This is a genomic window from Streptomyces sp. NPDC057682, from assembly GCF_042799575.1.
Lineage (GTDB): Bacteria > Actinomycetota > Actinomycetes > Streptomycetales > Streptomycetaceae > Streptomyces.
In genome coordinates this window covers 254,092-271,684 of sequence record NZ_JBHVIN010000002.1, presented here as the reverse complement: position 1 = coordinate 271,684, position 17,593 = coordinate 254,092, and the positions used below count along the sequence as shown (strand labels likewise).

The 17,593-nt window shown below is 73.4% G+C and carries 12 protein-coding genes; 5 read left to right on the top strand and 7 right to left on the bottom strand.

Annotation, left to right across the window (positions count from 1 at the left end):
- Positions 1 to 25: 25 nt before the first annotated feature.
- Positions 26 to 1,105: a peptidoglycan-binding protein gene (locus tag ACFVDM_RS03925; RefSeq protein ID WP_383632747.1), complete on the bottom strand. Its 1,080-nt coding sequence runs from the start codon at positions 1,103 to 1,105 to the stop codon at positions 26 to 28.
- A 135-nt stretch (positions 1,106 to 1,240) separates the two neighbouring features.
- Here ACFVDM_RS03925 and ACFVDM_RS03920 point away from each other — a divergent pair, with 135 nt between their 5' ends.
- Complete coding sequence (locus ACFVDM_RS03920) at positions 1,241 to 3,307, top strand: MFS transporter (RefSeq protein ID WP_383632744.1); 2,067 nt, start codon at positions 1,241 to 1,243, stop codon at positions 3,305 to 3,307.
- Between the two features lie 12 nt (positions 3,308 to 3,319).
- On the opposite strand, the gene ACFVDM_RS03915 is transcribed toward ACFVDM_RS03920, so the two are convergent.
- Positions 3,320 to 3,796, bottom strand: coding sequence for a GNAT family N-acetyltransferase (locus tag ACFVDM_RS03915; RefSeq protein WP_383632741.1), 477 nt, complete (start codon positions 3,794 to 3,796; stop codon positions 3,320 to 3,322).
- Positions 3,797 to 3,883: 87 nt separating this feature from the next.
- Here ACFVDM_RS03915 and ACFVDM_RS03910 point away from each other — a divergent pair, with 87 nt between their 5' ends.
- Entirely contained in the window at positions 3,884 to 4,966 is a 1,083-nt protein-coding gene (locus ACFVDM_RS03910) for a serpin family protein (RefSeq protein WP_383632738.1), read from the top strand.
- A gap of 32 nt (positions 4,967 to 4,998) precedes the next feature.
- On the opposite strand, the gene ACFVDM_RS03905 is transcribed toward ACFVDM_RS03910, so the two are convergent.
- A complete protein-coding gene (locus ACFVDM_RS03905; protein ID WP_383632735.1) occupies positions 4,999 to 6,171 on the bottom strand; it encodes a DUF2330 domain-containing protein in 1,173 nt (390 codons plus the stop codon).
- 325 nt (positions 6,172 to 6,496) lie between these two features.
- Between ACFVDM_RS03905 and ACFVDM_RS03900 the strand changes: the two genes are divergently transcribed.
- Complete coding sequence (locus ACFVDM_RS03900) at positions 6,497 to 8,452, top strand: bifunctional glycosyltransferase 87/phosphatase PAP2 family protein (RefSeq protein ID WP_383633526.1); 1,956 nt, start codon at positions 6,497 to 6,499, stop codon at positions 8,450 to 8,452.
- 110 nt (positions 8,453 to 8,562) lie between these two features.
- On the opposite strand, the gene ACFVDM_RS03895 is transcribed toward ACFVDM_RS03900, so the two are convergent.
- Positions 8,563 to 9,513 (bottom strand): AEC family transporter, encoded by a 951-nt coding sequence (locus tag ACFVDM_RS03895; protein ID WP_383632732.1) that lies wholly within the window; start codon positions 9,511 to 9,513, stop codon positions 8,563 to 8,565.
- 71 nt (positions 9,514 to 9,584) lie between these two features.
- A complete protein-coding gene (locus ACFVDM_RS03890; protein ID WP_383632729.1) occupies positions 9,585 to 10,835 on the bottom strand; it encodes a cytochrome P450 in 1,251 nt (416 codons plus the stop codon).
- A 317-nt stretch (positions 10,836 to 11,152) separates the two neighbouring features.
- Between ACFVDM_RS03890 and ACFVDM_RS03885 the strand changes: the two genes are divergently transcribed.
- Positions 11,153 to 12,322 (top strand): steroid 3-ketoacyl-CoA thiolase, encoded by a 1,170-nt coding sequence (locus tag ACFVDM_RS03885; protein ID WP_383632726.1) that lies wholly within the window; start codon positions 11,153 to 11,155, stop codon positions 12,320 to 12,322.
- A gap of 39 nt (positions 12,323 to 12,361) precedes the next feature.
- Here the strand turns inward: ACFVDM_RS03885 and ACFVDM_RS03880 are convergent, their stop codons facing one another.
- Positions 12,362 to 15,472, bottom strand: a complete 3,111-nt coding sequence (locus tag ACFVDM_RS03880; RefSeq protein ID WP_383632723.1) for an alpha-N-acetylglucosaminidase TIM-barrel domain-containing protein — start codon at positions 15,470 to 15,472, stop codon at positions 12,362 to 12,364.
- Positions 15,473 to 15,708: 236 nt separating this feature from the next.
- On the opposite strand from ACFVDM_RS03880, the gene ACFVDM_RS03875 reads away from it, so the two are divergent.
- Positions 15,709 to 16,977 carry an alpha/beta hydrolase gene (locus ACFVDM_RS03875; protein WP_383632721.1) on the top strand — a complete coding sequence of 423 codons (1,269 nt, stop codon included), beginning with the start codon at positions 15,709 to 15,711 and terminating at the stop codon, positions 16,975 to 16,977.
- A gap of 75 nt (positions 16,978 to 17,052) precedes the next feature.
- On the opposite strand, the gene ACFVDM_RS03870 is transcribed toward ACFVDM_RS03875, so the two are convergent.
- Complete coding sequence (locus ACFVDM_RS03870; protein ID WP_383632718.1) at positions 17,053 to 17,481, bottom strand: transglycosylase SLT domain-containing protein; 429 nt, start codon at positions 17,479 to 17,481, stop codon at positions 17,053 to 17,055.
- Positions 17,482 to 17,593: the final 112 nt, after the last annotated feature.

The following is a 17,593-nucleotide window of genomic DNA, read 5'->3' as shown; positions in this document are numbered from 1 at the left end:
CCCTGCCCGGAGGCGGGGGTGCCGGTCAGTCGCGCCCCCGGCCGGTGGTGGCGCCCTCCAGCCGCCGGCGGGTCTCCGGGCCGTAGACGCCCTCGGGGTCGCCCTGGACGCCCCACCAGACCTGGAAGTCGCGCACGGCCTTCTCGACCCGTTTGGTGTAGTCGTCGCCGACCTCGCCGCCTCCCAGGACCCAGACCTCCTGGAGCCGGAGCTGCAGCTCGGTCACCTCGGGCCCCCGGTCCCCGAGGCGGAGCGTGGGGCCCCCGCCCTGCGAGCCGCCCGGCGGGGCCAGGGCCGGGCTGCTGCCGGAGGGCGTGGCCGCGGGGGACGAGGAGGGCGCCGACGGGGTGGGGGAGGCCGGTGCGGACCGGGTCGCCGAGGCGGAGGGGCGGGTGGACACGGACGCGGACGCCGACGCCGAGGCGGACGGGGAGGCGGAGGCCGGGCGCGTCGCGGAGGGGGTGGGCGAGGCGGAGGCCGGGGCCGTGGGCTCGGCGTCCTCCTCGGGCAGGGTCGCCACGGTGGAGGGCATCGCCTGGTCCAGGTCCGCCTCCTTGTCGGCGCTGCCGTCGAACAGTCCGCCGATGAACGCGGCCGTGCCGACCACCGTCACCACGGCCGCCCCCGCCATCAGGGCGGCGAAGGGCCTGCGGCGGCGCGGCTGGACCGGGTCGGGTCCCGCCGTCACGAGCGGGGTGCCGGGCGCCACCGCGTCCGGCAGCGGGCCCGGGTGCGGGCCGGGCCCGGCGGGGTCCAGGAACAGCGGCATGGTCGTCGCGGCGTCCCCGGACCGGCCGTCGTGGCCCCCTTCCGGTGCCCCGTCCGCCGCCGGGGCGGTGTCCGCGCCGCCCAGCGTCACGTACGGCCGGATGCGCAGCGGGTCGAAGTCCTCCGCCGCCGCGGCCTCCGCCGTGCGCTCGGCGTGCTGCGCGGCGATGCGCCGCTGCTCGGCGGCGCGGTCCACCTCGCCGGTGCCGTACGGAACCGGGCCGCCGGTGCCGTACGGGCCGGGGCCGCCGTGGGCCGCCCGCGCCGCGCAGGCGCAGCGCGGAGCGCCGTCGGGTCTGCTGTCCGTACCGCACTCCGGGCACATATGTCCGGCCATGGTGGGTCCCCTCCCCTTGAACTGCCTGCGATTATGCAGCCCGCCGCCGGGAAGCCCAATCACCCGGCCCCTCGGCAGGCCATAACGGGACGGAACGGACAGGATGGGGGTGTAGCGGATCCGAGGAGATGTTTCATGGCCCAGCAGCTGAGCCCCGCCCCGGCCCCCGGAGCCGAGCGCTCCACCCGCTCCGTCCTGGTGGCGATCGGGGCCCTGCTCCTCGGCATGCTGCTGGCGGCGCTCGACCAGACCATCGTCTCCACGGCGCTGCCGACGATCGTCAGCGACCTCGGCGGTCTGGAGCATCTGTCGTGGGTGGTCACCGCCTATCTGCTGGCCTCGACCGCGGCGACTCCGCTCTGGGGCAAGCTCGGCGACCAGTACGGCCGCAAGCGCCTCTTCCAGATCGCGATCGTCATCTTCCTGATCGGCTCGGCGCTCTGCGGCATCGCCCAGAACATGCCGCAGCTGATCGCCTTCCGGGCCCTCCAGGGCCTCGGCGGCGGCGGGCTGATGGTGCTGTCGATGGCGATCGTCGGGGACATCGTCGCCCCGCGCGAACGCGGCAAGTACCAGGGGCTGTTCGGTGCGGTGTTCGGCGCGACCAGCGTCCTCGGACCGCTGCTGGGCGGCTTCTTCACCGAGCACCTCAGCTGGCGCTGGGTCTTCTACATCAATCTGCCCATCGGTGTGGTCGCCCTCGTCGTCATCGCCGCCGTGCTCCACATCCCGGTCCGCCGCACCCCGCACACCATCGACTACCTCGGCACCTTCCTCATCGCCTCGGTCGCCACCTGTCTGGTCCTCGTCGCCTCGCTCGGCGGGACGACCTGGGCCTGGGGCTCGGCGCAGATCATCGCGCTGGCCGCGCTCAGCGTGGTGCTGCTGATCGCCTTCGTGTACGCGGAGCGGCGCGCCGCGGAGCCCGTGCTGCCGCTGAAGCTGTTCCGGATCAGGACCTTCAGCCTCGTCGCGGTGATCAGCTTCGTCGTCGGCTTCGCGATGTTCGGCGCCATGACCTACCTGCCGACGTTCCTCCAGGTGGTGCACGGCATCACGCCGACCATGTCCGGTGTGCACATGCTCCCGATGGTGTTCGGGCTGCTCATCACCTCCACCGCGTCCGGGCAGGTCGTCAGCCGCACCGGCCGCTGGAAGGTCTTCCCCGTCGTCGGCACCGGCCTCACCGCGGTCGGCCTGCTCCTGCTGCACCGGCTCACGGAGACGAGCCCCACGTGGGAGATGAGCATCTACTTCTTCGTCTTCGGCGCGGGCCTCGGCCTGGTCATGCAGGTCCTCGTCCTCGTGGTGCAGAACGCCGTCTCGTACCAGGACCTCGGCGTCGCCACCTCCGGGGCGACCTTCTTCCGGTCCATCGGAGCCTCGTTCGGCGTCGCCGTCTTCGGCACCATCTTCACCAACCGCCTCACCGACAAACTCGGCACCGCGCTCGCCGGCCGCACCCTCCCGCCCGGCGTCAGCGCGGACAGCCTCGCCGCCGACCCCCGGGCCATCTCCCAGCTCCCGCCGTCCCTCCGGCAGCCGGTCCTGCACGCGTACTCCACCTCGATCACCGATGTGTTCCTGTACGCCGCCCCCGTCGTCCTGGTCGCCTTCCTCTTCGCCTGGCTGCTCAAGGAGGACAAGCTGCGCGGTTCGGTGACCGCCCCGGACCCCAGCGAGACCCTGGCCTCCAACCCGGTCGAGCGCTCCTCGTACGACGAATGCGCCCGCGCGCTCTCCGTCCTGGCCACCCGGGAGGGGCGCCGCGAGATCTATGTGAAGATCACCGAACGGGCCGGGTACGACCTCCTGCCCGCCGCCGGGTGGATGCTGCTGCGCATCAAACGCCACGGCACCGTGGAGCCCTCCCGGCTCGCCGACATCGCCCCCGTGCCGCTCCGGGTGATCAGCGACGCGGCCCGGCAACTGGAGGAACGCGGGCTGGCCCGCCGGATCGGGGTGCAGCTGGTCCTCACCGAACCGGGCGCCGAGGCCGTGGTGAAGCTCGCCCGCGCCCGTGAGGAGTCGCTGGCCGAACTGCTGGGCGACTGGTGGGGGCCGGACCGGCCGACGGACCTGGTGGCCCTGGTGGCGGAGCTGACCGAGGAGACCAACGGGTCGAGCAAGGAGCGCCCGCACAGCCCCGAGCCCCGGCGGGACCACGCGGCCGGCCACCGCCATGAGCCGCCGCCCGTCTGAGCCCCGGATCCCCTACAGCTCCTTGGCGAACCAGTGCTCGGCGTACTGCCGGTGGTGGAAGGCCGGGACCTCCCGGTAGCCGTGCTTGGCGTACAGCCCGCGGGCCTCGACGAGATCGGACCGGGTGTCCAGGCGCAGCAGGCGGACGCCCGCGGTCCGGGCCAGCTCCTCGACCGCCGCGAGCAGCAGTCCGCCGCCGCCCGTACCGCGGGCCCCGGGGCGCACGAAGACCCGGGTCAGCTCCGCCGTCCCCGCCTCCCCCAGGACCAGACCGGCGCACGCCTCCGCCCGGCCGTCGAGGCGGCCGACGACGAAGGCGCCGGCGGGCGGCGCGAGCAGCTCCGCCCCGTCGTCGGTCAGCCCCTCGTCGATCTCGCGCGCGGTCGCGGGACGCCCCCAGTAGCGGCTCGCCACTTCGTCGTAGTAGTCCCGGCGCAGCAGCGCGGCATCGGGCGAATCGAAGCGTTCGGGGGTCACGGTCCATGTCACCGGGTCATTCTGTCCTCGCGTACACCTGTGCGGAAAACGGATTGATGACAGGGCGACAGGGGGCCGGACGTGCCGGAGGCGGAACGGATGACCAGAGGCGAGGCCGTACGCGGTCTCGCCGAGCGGTGGATCGGGGAGATGGCCGTGCGGCCGGGGACGAGCTTCGTCTGCTCGCCCGCCGGACTGTGGCTGGCCCTGTCCGCCGTCGCCGCCGGGGCGCGCGGCACCACGGCCGACGAACTGCGTGCCGTGCTCGGGGCCGCGGGGGAGGAGGCCGCCGAGGCGGTGACGGCCGCCTCCCGTGAGCTGACCGCGACCGACGCGCTGAGGGTGGCGACCCGGGTCTGGAGCCGGGTGCCGGTGCGTCCGGAGTACGAGGCGGCCCTGGCGGACGTCCGCTTCGGGCCCATGGACCCCTCGGGGGCCGACGCGTGGGTGCGGGAGGCGACCGAGGGGCTGATCGGCCGGCTGCCCCTGCGGATCGACCCCTCGACGCTGCTCGTCCTCGTCAACGTGCTCGCGCTCAGGGCCCGCTGGGAGGTGCCGTTCGAGCGGGCCGGGACCGAGGACCTGCCGTTCACCGCCGCCGACGGGACGAGCCGCCCGGTGCCGACGATGTACGGCGAACCCGAGCCGTGGGAGACGTGGACCGTGGGGTCCGTGCGGGTCGTCGAGCTGCAGTGCCGGGCCGGTGAGGGCGGCGGGGCACCGGCCAGGGTCCGGCTGGTGCTGGGCGAACCGGGCGCGGGCGCGGCCGAGGTGCTGCCCGCGGCCTGGGCCCCGGCGGACCGGCGCACCGCCGCCGGGGCGGCTCACGTGAGTATGACCGTCCCGCGCTTCACCCTGCGTACGCATATCCGGGTCACCGGCCAGCTGCCGGCCCTCGGCATCCGGGAGGCGGTGTCCATGTCCGCCGACCTCTCCGGCATCTCCCAGGAGCCGCTGACGCTCTCCCAGGTGGTCCAGGAAGCGGTGGTGAAGGTGGCCGAGGAGGGCGTGGAGGCGGCGGCCGTCACCGTGGCCGTCACCAGAGGCGGAGCCGCGCCGGCCGCACCGCCGCGCCGCCTCCACATCGCCTTCGACCGGCCCTTCGGCGTCGTCGTCCTGGACAACGGGGGCGAGGTGCCGCTGTTCACCGGTTGGCAGGCGGGCATCCCGGAAGAGGAGTGACCCCCGGATCCTCCGCCCCGGTCCGCCTCCGCTCAGCCCAGCGGCGGCGGGACCGTCACCGGCGGCGGGGGCGGCACCGGGCGCCGCCGCCGGGCCCGCAGTGCCCACACCAGCGCGCCGGTCACCGCCGCCGCCCCGCCGAACACGGTCAGCGCCCAGACCGGGACGCCGCCCACCGTCAGCAGCGTGTCCCGGTAGGTCACCCGCTGGTACGGGGTGTCCGCGTCGGCGGCCCGCAGGATGTGGTCCCCGTCGATCAGCTCCGGACGCGGGAAGGACTGCTCGATCGCCGTGACGAAGACCGGCTTCCGGCCCGCCAGCATGCTCATCGCCGGGTAGCGGTCGTGCTCGGCGACGGTGTCCACCCGCCCCGCGTACGTCACCTCGGGCCGCTGCCCGCCGATCGTGCCGCTCGGCTCCATCCGGTGCGCGGCCAGCACGTAGAGCCCCAGCGACTGCGGGGTCGCGGCCAGTTCGGACAGGCGCATCGGATAGACGAGGCGGTCGCTGGCGAAGCGCAGCCGCAGCGGGTCCAGCGTGCCGCTCAACGGCACCCCGCTCCGGCTGGGGGCCAGCCGCACCGCCACGTACTCCCACTTCTGCTCGACGTACGGGCGCAGCGCGCTCGCCAGCCGGTCCGGGAGTTCGAAGCCGTTCAGCTTCAGCCAGGACTCCAGCGCCTGTGGGTCGGTCGCCGCCAGCCGGGCCACGTCGAAGGGGCCGAGCCGCTCCCGGCCGACGACCTCGACCGGGCGGGCCGCGCCGGGCGCGGGGGCGGCGTCCCCGACGGCGTGCCCGGAACCGCCGAACGGCCAGTCGTCCGAGCGCGGCCAGAAGTAGTGGCGCTCGCGGCGCACCGGGGCGGCCAGGGACTCCAGTTCGGAGAAGAGAGAAGGCTCACCCAGCTCGACCGTCGCCCGGTGCGGCACCGGCATGATCCAGGCGGCCTCGGGGGCGTCCCCGCGCACCGTCAGCCGCATCACGATCTGCTCGGTGGTCCCGTCCCAGCTCACCACGGACGTCTCCCGGCCGACCGTCACCGAGTGCGCGGGATCCACGACCATGGCCCCGCAGCCGCAGGCGTACGCCGGTGCCACCAGCGATCCCACCTGCAACGAGAGCACCAGCAGCACCAGCGACAGCGCCCGTGCCGTCCAGCCGCGCCGCCGGTGCCGGTCCCCGCGCCCGTTCCCCGAACCGCGCATCTCTCCTGGCCTCCCCGTGATCGCCGATTAGGGGCTCAGACGTGCGTCCGACCGCCCCGGTTCCCGCGTGTCCGGCCCGCCCGTACGGCCCCGCGCGAGCCCGTTACACCATGGCCGGGCATTCTTTCGGACAAAAGCCGGATGACAGTCAGGCGAAGAGGGGGTTGATTGGGTCTTCCCCAGAGCGCAATGCGAAGGTTTCAGAGCATGACGGACACGCACAAACGGTGACGGATGTCAGGAGGGTCGGCGCAACGTGGCGAATGCGGAGCACAGGGTGCACGGGGACGCGGTGACGGGAGCGAGGACCGGGGCGGCCCGCGCCGTGCTCTGGCTGGTCGTGGCGGTGCTGGCGGTGCGGCAGATGGCGGTGGTGCTGCGGCAGCCGCCCGGCGAACGGCTCACCGACCTGGAGACCTGGATCGGTGACAACGGTGTGCTCCATGTGACGGGCTCCCTGTACGACACCGACCGCTTCACCGGCACCCCGTTCGCCGGGCTCGTCCTCAAGCCGCTGACCCGCCTGGCCGAACAGAACCTCGGCGTCGTCTGGACCTTCGGCTCGCTGCTCCTGGTCGCCGCGCTCGGTGTCGTCGCCGCCCGCGCGCTGCCCGCCCCCGTCGGCCGCCGCACCGCGCTGCTCGCCGCCCCCGTCGCGATCAGCCTGCTGATGCTCTCGCTGCCGGTGCGCAACGCCCTCCACCTCGGCCAGACCAGCATCCTGCCGGTCCTCCTGGTCCTCGTCGGCTGCTTCGCGGTCCGGGGCGAGCGCGCCTCCGGCGTGCTCGTCGGCATCGCCGCCGCCCTCCAGCCGACCGTGCTCCTCTTCACCGTGCTGTTCTGGCTGACCGGCAGACGGGCCGCCGCCCTCACCGGCGGCGCCGCCTTCGCCGTCTGCACGGCACTCGCCTGGGCCGCGATGCCGCACGACTCGTGGTCGTACTGGGTGCACCATGTCGCGGGCGCCGGCCTCGGCGACCAGGCCGACAGTCTCGCCAACCAGTCCCTGCACGGCGCGCTGCTCCGGTCCGGCCTGAGCGGGCCACTGGAGATCACGCTCTTCCTGGTCCTGGCCGCCGCCGTCGTCCTCGTCGGTCTGCGCCGCGCGGTGCGCTACGCCCGGGACGGACAATTGCTGCTCGCCGTCGCCGTGACCGGCTGCGTCGCCGTCGCCGTCTCCCCGACGGCCTGGCAGCACCAGCTGCTGTGGGTGCTGCTCGCCGTGGTGGGCCGGGTCGGGAAGCGGGCCTCCGACCGGCTGGTGTGGCCGGCCGTGGTCGTCCTCGTCCTGACGCTGCCGGGCAAGATGCTGCTGCCGAACATCGAGGCGATGTTCCCGGTCCGCGACAACGTGCTGCTGATCGCCGCGCTCGGGGCCGCGGTCGCCGCCCCCTTCCTGCCCCGCACCTCGCCGTACTGGCAGCACCCGGTCCCCACCGACTACCGGGCCCCGGTGGCCTCCCGCTGGAGCCGGGTGCCGCTGCTGCCGTTCTGGCGGCGGGTGACGAGCCGGCCCAATCTGCTGCTCGAACTGCTGCTGATCCGGGTCGTCTACTCCGCGTACCAGCATGTGCGCCTCGCCGCGACGGCCGGCCGTTCCACCGCCGAGCACCACGGACGGCAGATCCACTCGCTGGAGCAGTGGCTGCACATCGACATCGAGCACTGGGTCAACCACGCGGTCGTGAAGGTGGACTGGCTGCGGGACTTCTTCGACTACTACTACTCGACGTTCCACTTCGTCGTGCCGCTCGCCATCCTCGGTGTGCTCTACGTCCGCCGCCCCGCCGACTACCGCTGGGTGCGCAGCTCCATCGGCTTCGCCACCGTGCTGGCCCTGGTCGGCTTCTGGCTCTACCCGCTCGCCCCGCCCCGGCTGATGCCGGGCCTCGGCTTCATCGACACCGTCCACGGCGTCCAGGACTTCGCCAAGCCGGACTACGGCACGCTGACCGGGGTGACCAACCAGTACGCCGCGATGCCCTCGCTGCACTTCGGCTGGTCGCTGTGGTGCGGGGTGGTCATCGTGATGCTCGCCCCGAAGCTCTGGATGAAGGCGCTGGGTGTGCTGCACCCGCTGTTCACGGTCTCCACGATCGTCGCGACCGGGAACCACTGGGTGCTCGACGCGGTGGGCGGGGCCCTGGTGGTCGCCCTCGGCTTCGGGCTCACCCATGTGCTGTGCGGCCCCCGCCGGCTGCGCGCCCCGGTGGAGCGGCCGGAGGCGAAGAAGGACCCGGACCCGCTGGCACCGCAGACGCGGGTGCCCGAGAGCGCCTGAACACGACGTGGTGAGGGGGGTGGGAGGCCGTGGCCGTCCCGCCCCCCTCACCGGTGGATCGTCGCCCCTCCAGCATCCGCTCCCGGCCCCGTGACCGCCATTCGGGCGGATCAGCCCGACGGCCCCAGCGCCCAGGCGGCCAGGGACAGCGTCACCATCGACACCAGCGTGGAGACCATCACGGAGTCCCGGGCCGGGCCGGTGTCCAGACCGTATTCGCGGGCGTAGACGAAGGCGTTCTGCGCGGTCGGCAGCGCGGAGCAGATCACCACGGCCAGGAGCTGGTGCGCGGGCAGGCCCATCAGCGGACCGGCGACGAGGAACGCGGCCAGCGGCTGCGCCAGGGTCTTCAGCCCGACCGCCACCGCCGTCTCCGCCCGCCGGGGCCCCGGGCCCGTGCCGCCCCCGGGGCCCCGGTGCAGCGACAGCCCCAGCGCGACGAGCGCGGTGGGCACGGCGGCGGCCCCGAGCACGTCCAGGGGGCGGGTGAGCGCGGCGGGCGGACGCAGCCCCGTCGCGGCGACGGCCACCCCGAGCAGCGAGGCCAGGATGATCGGATTGCGGACCGGCAGGGTGACCATGCGCCGCAGCCCCTCGCGGGGCCGCCCGCCGCGCTCGCGGGTGCCCGAGTCCAGCAGGGTCAGGATCACCGGCGAGACCAGCAGCACCTGGAACAGGATGATCTGGGCGACGAACGAGGCGTCCCCCAGCACCTGCACGGCCACCGGGATGCCCAGGTTGGCGGAGTTGACGTAGCCGCAGGACATGGCGCCGATCGCCGCCCCGGCCCGGTCCCGGCCGAAGCTCCGCCGGAAGACCGCGTAGCCCAGCGCGGACACGGCGGCCGTGCCCGCCCCGAAGGCCACCAGCGACGGATGCGCGAACGTGCCCGGCCGCGCCCCGGACACCATCGTGAACAGGGCGGCGGGCATCGCCACATGGAAGACGAAACGGCCGAGGACGGACTCCGCCTGCTCACCCAGGAGTCCGCCCCGGCCGACCGCGTACCCGATACCGGTCAGCAGCCAGATCGGGGTGAAGGCGGAGAGCACGGCGGACATCCCGCCATGATCTCCGTACGGATGTGCGCCCCCGGCACGGGGGTGCGGGCGCGGCCCCGGGGCGGGGCCGCTCAGCCCGCCGAGGTGCTGACCCTCAGTTCCTTGATGCCGTTCAGCCAGGCCGAGCGCAGCCGGCGGGGGTCGCCGATGAGCCGCAGGTCCGGCAGGGTGTCCGCGACGGCGTTGAAGATCAGGTCGATCTCCATCACGGCGAGGGACTTGCCCAGGCAGAAGTGCGGTCCGCCGCCGCCGAAGCCGAGGTGCGGGTTGGGGTCGCGGGTGATGTCGAAGGCCTCCGGGTTCTCGAAGACCTCGGGGTCGTTGTTGGCGGAGGAGTAGAACAGCCCGACCCGGTCGCCCTTCCTGATCCGCTGCCCGCCCAGTTCCGTGTCCTGGGTCGCGGTGCGCTGGAAGGAGACCACGGGGGTCGCCCAGCGGACGATCTCCTCGGCGGTCGTCCCGGGGCGCTCGCGCTTGTACAGCTCCCACTGCTCGGGGTGGGTGAGGAAGGCGTGCATGCCGTGGCTGATGGCGTTGCGGGTGGTCTCGTTGCCGGCCACGGCGAGCAGGATCACGAAGAAGCCGAACTCGTCGGAGGAGAGGTTGCCCTCGCCCTCGGCCGCGACCAGCTGCGTCACGATGTCCTTGGCCGGGCACTCCTTGCGGGCCGCCGCGAGGTTCATGGAGTACGAGACGATCTCCATGGCCGCCTCGGCGCCGATCTCCTCGGTGATCGCGTACTCCGGGTCGTCGTACGCGGCCATCTTGTTCGACCAGTCGAAGATCCGGGCGCGGTCCTCCTGGGGGACGCCGATCAGCTCCGCGATGGCCTGGAGCGGAAGTTCCACGGCGATGTTGGTGACGAAGTCGAACGCACCGCTGTCGTCGGCCGAGGCGAGCGCCGCGTCCACGATCGAGCGGGCGCGCCGGCGCAGGGTCTCCTCCAGGGAGCGGATGGCACGGGGCGTGAATCCGCGCTGGATGATCTGGCGGACCCGGGTGTGTTCGGGCGGGTCCATGTTGAGCATGATGAGCTTCTGCACGTCGATCTGGTCGCGGTTGATCGACTCGTTGAAGCGGATCACGGCGGTGTTGGTGTTCGACGAGAACAGCTCGGGGTGGGTCGAGACGTACTTGACGTCGGCGTGCCGGGTCACGACCCAGTAGCCGGAGTCGTCGAAGCCGGAGATGCCGGTGGGCTGGGTGCACCACCAGACCGGGGCGGTCTCCCGCATGAGGGCGAACTCGGGGTGGGGGACGCGGGCTTGGAGCAGGTCGGGGTCGGTGAAGTCGAACCCTTCGGGCAGATGGGGGCAGGGCATCAGCGGCTCCAGGTCGAGAACTCCGGGTCGGTCCGAGAGCCGTCGGGCGTTGTCTGACGACCCATCAGAAGTTGCCGGGAAAGGTAGTAACGAGTTCTACAACTGACAAGGCCCATGGCCCGATCTGTTGCGTGAAGGCGTGGTGAACCGGACAAGTTCGCGGTGAAGAGGTGTGGTCGGCGGCGGCAAGGTCGGTGCACGACCCTTGCGTACCGGGGGTAAGGCTCATAAGACTGCTGAAAGAACTAGAACGCGTACTAGTTCCTTCCGCCGGCGCCGGGACGCCCCTGCGGAAGAGCGATGGAGAGGACGAGCTCATGGCCGCGGAACCCGTCATCGTCGAAGCCGTACGCACCCCGATCGGCAAGCGCGGAGGCGCGCTCGCCAATCTGCACCCGGCCTATCTGCTGGGTGAGACCTACCGAGAACTCCTCGGGCGCACCGGCATCCAGGCCGACTGCGTCGAGCAGATCGTCGGCGGCACCGTCACCCACGCCGGCGAACAGTCCATGAACCCGGCGCGCAACGCCTGGCTCACCGTCGGACTCCCGTACGAGACGGCCGCGACGACCGTGGACTGCCAGTGCGGCTCCTCGCAGCAGGCCTCGCACATGGTCGCCAACATGGTCGCCGCCGGGGTCATCGACGTCGGCATCAGCTGCGGGGTGGAGGCCATGTCGCGGGTCCCGCTGGGCAGCGGCTCCAAGCACGGTCCGGGCAAGCCCTGGCCCGACGAGTGGAACGTCGACCTGCCCAACCAGTTCGAGGCGGCCGAGCGCATCGCCCGCAACCGCGGCCTCACCCGGGAGAACGTCGACGCCCTCGGCCTCCTCTCGCAGCAACGGGCGGCCGCCGCCTGGGCCGAGGAGCGCTTCAAGCGCGAGACGTACGCCGTGCAGGTCCCCACCACCGAGGAGGAGCAGGCCGCCGGTCAGGGCATGTGGCGGCTGGTCGACCGCGACGAGGGGCTGCGCGACACCTCCATGGAGGGCCTGGCCCGGCTCAAGCCGGTCATGCCCACCGCCGTCCACACCGCCGGCAACGCCTCGCAGATCTCCGACGGCGCCTGCGCGATCATGTGGTCCTCCAAGCGGATGGCGCGGGCGCTCAAACTCAAACCGCGTGCCCGCATCGTCGCCCAGGCCCTGGTCGGCTCCGATCCGCACTTCCACCTCGACGGCCCCATCGACGCGACCCGCGCCGTGCTCGGCAAGGCCGGGATGTCGCTCAAGGACATCGACCTGGTGGAGATCAACGAGGCGTTCGCCTCCGTCGTCCTCAGCTGGGCCCAGGTCTTCGACCAGGACCTGGAGAAGGTCAACGTCAACGGCGGCGCGATCGCGCTCGGCCACCCGGTCGGCGCCACCGGGGCCCGGCTGATCACCACCGCCCTGCACGAACTGGAGCGCAGGGACAAGGAGTTCGCCCTGATCACCATGTGCGCCGGCGGCGCGCTGGCCACCGGCACCATCATCCAGCGCCTGTGACCGGGGCCGGGGCCGGAGCACGCCCGGCCCCGGCCGCGCTCAGCCCGTCAGCGACCAGCCGCTGAAATCGGCCCGGCCGCGCCGGCCCGAACCGCCGTTCGCCGCGGTCATGAAGAAGCCGACGTCCTGGACGTCCGCCGCGCCCGGCACCGTCACCGCCCCCAGGGCCCGCCAGGTGGCGCCGCCGTCCGTGGAGCAGGAGCCCGTGAACGTGCCGCCGCCCCGGGTCAGCCGCAGCAGGACGGGGCCGGTGACCCCGGGCACCGAGTCCCGCCTCTCCAGGGTCCCGTCGCCGTTGCCGTCGTAGGACAGCACCACCCCGTTCACCGGGGTCAGCGCCAGGTTCAGGAAGCCGCGCGAGCCCCTGGTCCCCATCGCGTTGCGGACGACCAGCCCGGCCCGCGCCCAGTTCCCGGTGTTCTCCTGCGCGTCCACCCGTACGGTCGCGCTCGCGCCGTCCCGGAACGCCCCGGCCCGGAACACCGCCCCGAACTCGGCCGTCGAGCCCCACAGATCGCGCCCGGCCCCGTCGATCGCGAAACGGTCGCCGGCCTGGCCGAAGGAGGCCGCGTTGGCGTCGACGGTCGACCAGCCGGCGTCCAGCGGCCCGGCCACGTAGATCCGCCCCTCGGTCACCGCCGTCACCGGGCGCTCCCCGAGCGGTCCGTAGCGCGCCCGCAGCGTGAACGGGTGCGGCTCCAGCGGCTCCTTCGGGGCGTCCGCCGGGGCGGTGACCCGCCAACTGGTCCCGGCGCTGCCGCCCGGCGCCACCCCGGACAGCTCCACCGGCTCCAGCGCCTCGGGATCCAGGCCGGGGACGGAGAGCGAGAAGCCGACGGGGCCGGTCGCGCGCAGCCCGTTGACATTGCGGAACGCGGCCTCGACCAGGGCCGAGCCGCCCGGCGCCACCGCCGCCCGGTCCGCGGCGACGGTGACCGTGCCCTGATAGGGGGCGGCGGCCAGCACGTCGTGCACCCGCAGCGCGGTGCGGTGCACGGCGGCCGCGGTCAGCTCGCGCAGCGGATACCTCCGGCGCTCGCGCGTCCACGGCTCCTCCACCGCGTACCAGTCGAAGGTCCGCGGCGCCCGGTCGTGGGCGAGCGCGTCCGCCATCTCGTCCAGATACGTCTGCCACTGCGGCAGATGGAAGTCGCCGATCAGCCCCTGCCAGTCGCGGTTGGCGTAGTTGGCCAGCAGCCCGCCGTCGGCGGCCGGGCGGTCGGCCCAGGTCGTGATCAGGGCGCGGGCGCTGTGCTCCAGCTGGGCCGCCTCCTCCGGCGAGGACGCGGCGCGCCGGGCCTCGTCCAGCCACGGGCCGAGCATGAACGCCCGGTGCCCGCCCGTCATCTCCTCGCTCAGCCGCATCAGCCTCAGCCAGAGCGCGGACAGCACACCGAAGGCCTCGCGGTCCTTGCCGAGGTACGCGGCGCGCAACTGCGGCAGCAGCTGCCGGGAGCGGTTGGCGAGCGCCTGACGGGCGAAGTCGGTCAGATCGAAGCGGTACGCCTCCGAGCGGCGCAGCGGCTCCTTCACGCCGAGCAGCGCCGCGAAGGCGGTGTCGAAACCGGCCGAGTCGAACGACAGCTGGGTGGTGCCCCAGTAGGTCGCGTTGACGGCCGCCAGATCGGGCCGGGCCGCGAACAGCGAGTCGTGCGGGCGGCCGTCGGCGCTCTGCACGTCGTACGCCGTGTCGCGCAGCGCCGCGAAGGTCTCGGTGGCCCGTGCGTCCGGACCGCCGTAGCGGAAGCGCGCGTACCGGGCGAACCAGTCGGCCCGGTCCACCGGTTCCGGACGCCAGGCCAGCTCCGTGAACAGCTCGAAGGCGGCCGGATCGCGGTCGGTGGACTCCGGCAGATACGCCGTCCCGGCCAGCGCGCTGCCCGGTTTGTCGCGCCACGCCGGGAACTTCGTGGTCCACGCCGGGGCCATCGCGCCCAGCGTGGTCCGGCCGCCGAAGTTCGGGATGGCCCCGAAGGCGTACGGGGTGCTGCCCCACTCCTTCTCCCGGTCGGTGGCCTCGTCCAGCTCCGAGCGCCCGTCCACGATCAGCACATGGGTCTTGTCCAGCGCGGCCAGCAGCTCGGGGCGCGGATTGCCGGTCCACCCCATGATCACCCAGGTCGCCCCCGGCCGGGCGGTCTGCAGCGCCCGCTCGATCCCGCGAGCCGCCTCGGGAATGTCCACCCCGCCCGCGCTGCCGCCCTCGTGCAGGATGTCCATCTTGTACGAGGGGACGTCGCCGAACAGCTCCCGCTGGTGGCGGTAGAACGCGGCGGCGACCCGGGCGAAGGCGTCCGTCCGCGGGTCCAGCCAGTCCGGGCGGCGGAATCCGGACCACTGGCCCTGCGGGACGACGGACGCGCCCGGGTTGCGCTCCGCGAAACCCTCCGGGACCGTGCCGAAGTAGCCCGGCAGCACCGGGGACATGCCCAGCTCGCGCATCCGGTCGGCGGCCCGCCGGCCCAGCGCGGCCCGCCGGGCCATCAGCTCCGGACCCACCGGGCCCCCGTACCCGCTCATGTTCTGCAGCAGCCACCACGGCTGGTGCGTCGGCGCCGGGATCCACGCCCTGGCCTCCGCGTCGCTGTAGCCGAACTCCCGCATCACCCGGTGGTACACGGCCTCCTGACCGACGGTCAGATAGACCTCGTTGCAGCCGTGCAGGGCCAGCACGTCCAGCGTGCGCTCCCAGCGGTCCCAGTCGGCGTACGGGGCGGTGTAGCCGTCATAGGTGTCGTTGAACGTGAACCGGTGCGGGACCGTCGCCCGGCGCTCCAGCACCTCCCGGGGCGCCGGCAGCACAGCCGGCAGGTCCAGTTGGCTGCCCGCCCAGGAGATCACCGCGTCGCACGTGTACTTCAGATACCAGTGCACCCCGGTCAGGATCACCGCCGGAGTCGTCCCGGCGACCTCCACGCGGCCCCGCCGGCCGCCCACCCGGAAGCGGTCCCCGCCCGCCGGGTCGAGGAGCGTGAGCCGGAACTGCGCGGCGTGCCCGCCCAGCAGCCGCCTCAGCGCCGCCTGCGCGGGCCCCGTGCCGGCCGTGCCGGGGGCGGGCCCGGCGACCGCCGGGATCTGCGTGCCGAGCGCGGCGGACACGCCCGCCGCTCCGGCCGAGGTCAGTAGCGTACGTCTCGACAGCTGCGTCACGACACTCCTTGGGCAGGGCCACGGATGGTGCGTCAGGTGTGAACCGGATTCTGCGGTGCGCACGTTAATGGCGGCCCGCAGGCGCGACAACGGGTCCCCAACTTCTTTCGGACAGGCCCCGGACGGCCCACCCGGGGCAGGGGAAACACCCCGTCGGCGGGGGTTCACTCAGGTGCACCCCGGCCGGGTGTTCACGCCGATGGTCCGCCCCGAGAGCCCCGCATACCGTCGTGGCCATGGAGAACAACACGGTCAACTCAGCCCCGACGCACCGCACCCGACGCCTCGTCGCCGCCGCCGCGGCCGTGGTCCTCGTCGCGCTGGGCACCCTTCCCGCCACCGCCGCGGACGCCCGGCCGGGCCCCGCGCGCCACGCCGGGGAACACACCGCCGCCCGCGGCGCCCTGCTCGCGGTCACCCCCGTCGCCGCCCACGACCGGGCCGGCGTCAAGGACTTCCTCGCCTCGGCCGGCATGGACACGGGCACCGTCCGCCACGGTGTGCGCGGCTACCGCCTCACCTACCGCACGGTCACCCCGCAGGGCGCCCCCACCACCGCCACCGGACTGCTGGTGATCCCGGCCGGCGGACCGCACCGCCTGGACCTCGTCGCCGACACCCACGGCACGATGGTCCACCGCGACTACGCGCCCTCCGTCGGCGAGGACTTCGGGCGCTACGCCCCCTATCTGCACGCCTCCGCCGGACGCGCGGTGGCCGCCCCGGACTACCTGGGCCTCGGCAGGGGCCCCGGGCCCCACCCGTACATGGACACCGCCTCGTCCGTCAGCGCCTCGCTCGACATGCTGCGCGCCGCCCGCACCGCCTCCGCGCGGCTGGGCAGACCGCTGACCGGGGACGTGTACGCGAGCGGCTTCTCGCAGGGCGGCCAGGTCGCCATGGCGCTCGGCCGGGCGCTGGCCGAGGGCGCCGACCGGCGGTTCACGCTGAAGGCCCTGGCACCCGTCTCCGGCCCCTACGCCGTCGAGGACGCCGAACTGCCCGCGCTCTTCGACGGGCGGGTCAACGACACCAGCGGCATCTTCTACCTGACGTACTTCCTCACCGCGCAGAACCGGCTCCACCCGATCTACCGGGACCCGGCCGAGGCGTTCCGCGCGCCGTACGCGGACGTCGTCGAGACGCTGTTCGACACCCACCACACCGAGGAGGAGATCTTCTCGGCGCTCCCCGGCACGGTGAAGGAGCTGCTCACCGACCGCTTCTACGAGAAGGTCCAGCACCCGACGGGCGGGCTGCTGGAAGCGGTCCGGGCGCAGGACGGCACCTGCGCGTGGAAGCCCCGGGTGCCGGTGCGGCTGTACACCTCGTCCGGCGACACCGACGTGCCGATCGCCAACGCCCGCGACTGCGCGGCCGATCTGGCCCGGCGCGGCGTGCGGGCCCCGGTCGTCGACCAGGGCGGCACCGACCACAACGGCACGTATCTGGCCTCCGGCCCGCAGATCGTGCGCTGGTTCGACGCGCTGGGGGCGCGCCACTGACCCCGGGAACGGCGAGGACCCCCGGCCGCGTCGCGGTCGGGGGTCCTCGGATTCACCGGTCGGTGTGGGGCCGGATCAGTACCAGTTGTTGGCCTGCCAGAACGACCAGGCGCCGCACGGGCTGCCGTAGCGGGAGTTCATGTAGTCCATGCCCCACTTGATCTGGGTGGCCGGGTTGGTCTGCCAGTCGGAGCCGGCGGAGGCCATCTTCGACCCCGGCAGCGCCTGGACCAGGCCGTAGGCGCCGGAGGAGGCGTTGGTGGCGGTCGGGTTCCAGCCGCTCTCGTGGCTGACGATGTTGCTGAAGCACTGGAACTGGGCCTCGTCACCGATCATCTGCCGGGCCGTGTCCTGCGCGCTTCCGGACGAGGACGTCGGCGCGGCGGCCGGGGTGGCCGCCATGGCCGGGGTGACGCCCAGGGCCACACCGGAGGCACCCAGGAGAAGGGCGGCACCGGCGACGGCGGACTTACGACGGGCGAGGATGTTACGGGCGAACGACACAGGGAACCTAACGTCGGGTACGGGGGAGTCGCGTGCTCCGGTCCGGATCCTGCGTGGACCAGTGCCTGTTGACCGCGTTCGTGTCCGGTGGACGCTGCGGTGCTCGGCGACG

Bases quoted from the DNA above. Each gene is read 5' to 3' on its own strand.
- ACFVDM_RS03925 (WP_383632747.1), bottom strand. From the start codon at position 1,105: ATGGCCGGACATATGTGCCCGGAGTGCGGTACGGACAGCAGACCCGAC.
- ACFVDM_RS03920 (WP_383632744.1), top strand. From the start codon at position 1,241: ATGGCCCAGCAGCTGAGCCCCGCCCCGGCCCCCGGAGCCGAGCGCTCC.
- ACFVDM_RS03910 (WP_383632738.1), top strand. From the start codon at position 3,884: ATGACCAGAGGCGAGGCCGTACGCGGTCTCGCCGAGCGGTGGATCGGG.
- ACFVDM_RS03905 (WP_383632735.1), bottom strand. From the start codon at position 6,171: ATGCGCGGTTCGGGGAACGGGCGCGGGGACCGGCACCGGCGGCGCGGC.
- ACFVDM_RS03895 (WP_383632732.1), bottom strand. From the start codon at position 9,513: ATGTCCGCCGTGCTCTCCGCCTTCACCCCGATCTGGCTGCTGACCGGT.
- ACFVDM_RS03890 (WP_383632729.1), bottom strand. From the start codon at position 10,835: ATGCCCTGCCCCCATCTGCCCGAAGGGTTCGACTTCACCGACCCCGAC.
- ACFVDM_RS03885 (WP_383632726.1), top strand. From the start codon at position 11,153: ATGGCCGCGGAACCCGTCATCGTCGAAGCCGTACGCACCCCGATCGGC.
- ACFVDM_RS03875 (WP_383632721.1), top strand. From the start codon at position 15,709: ATGGAGAACAACACGGTCAACTCAGCCCCGACGCACCGCACCCGACGC.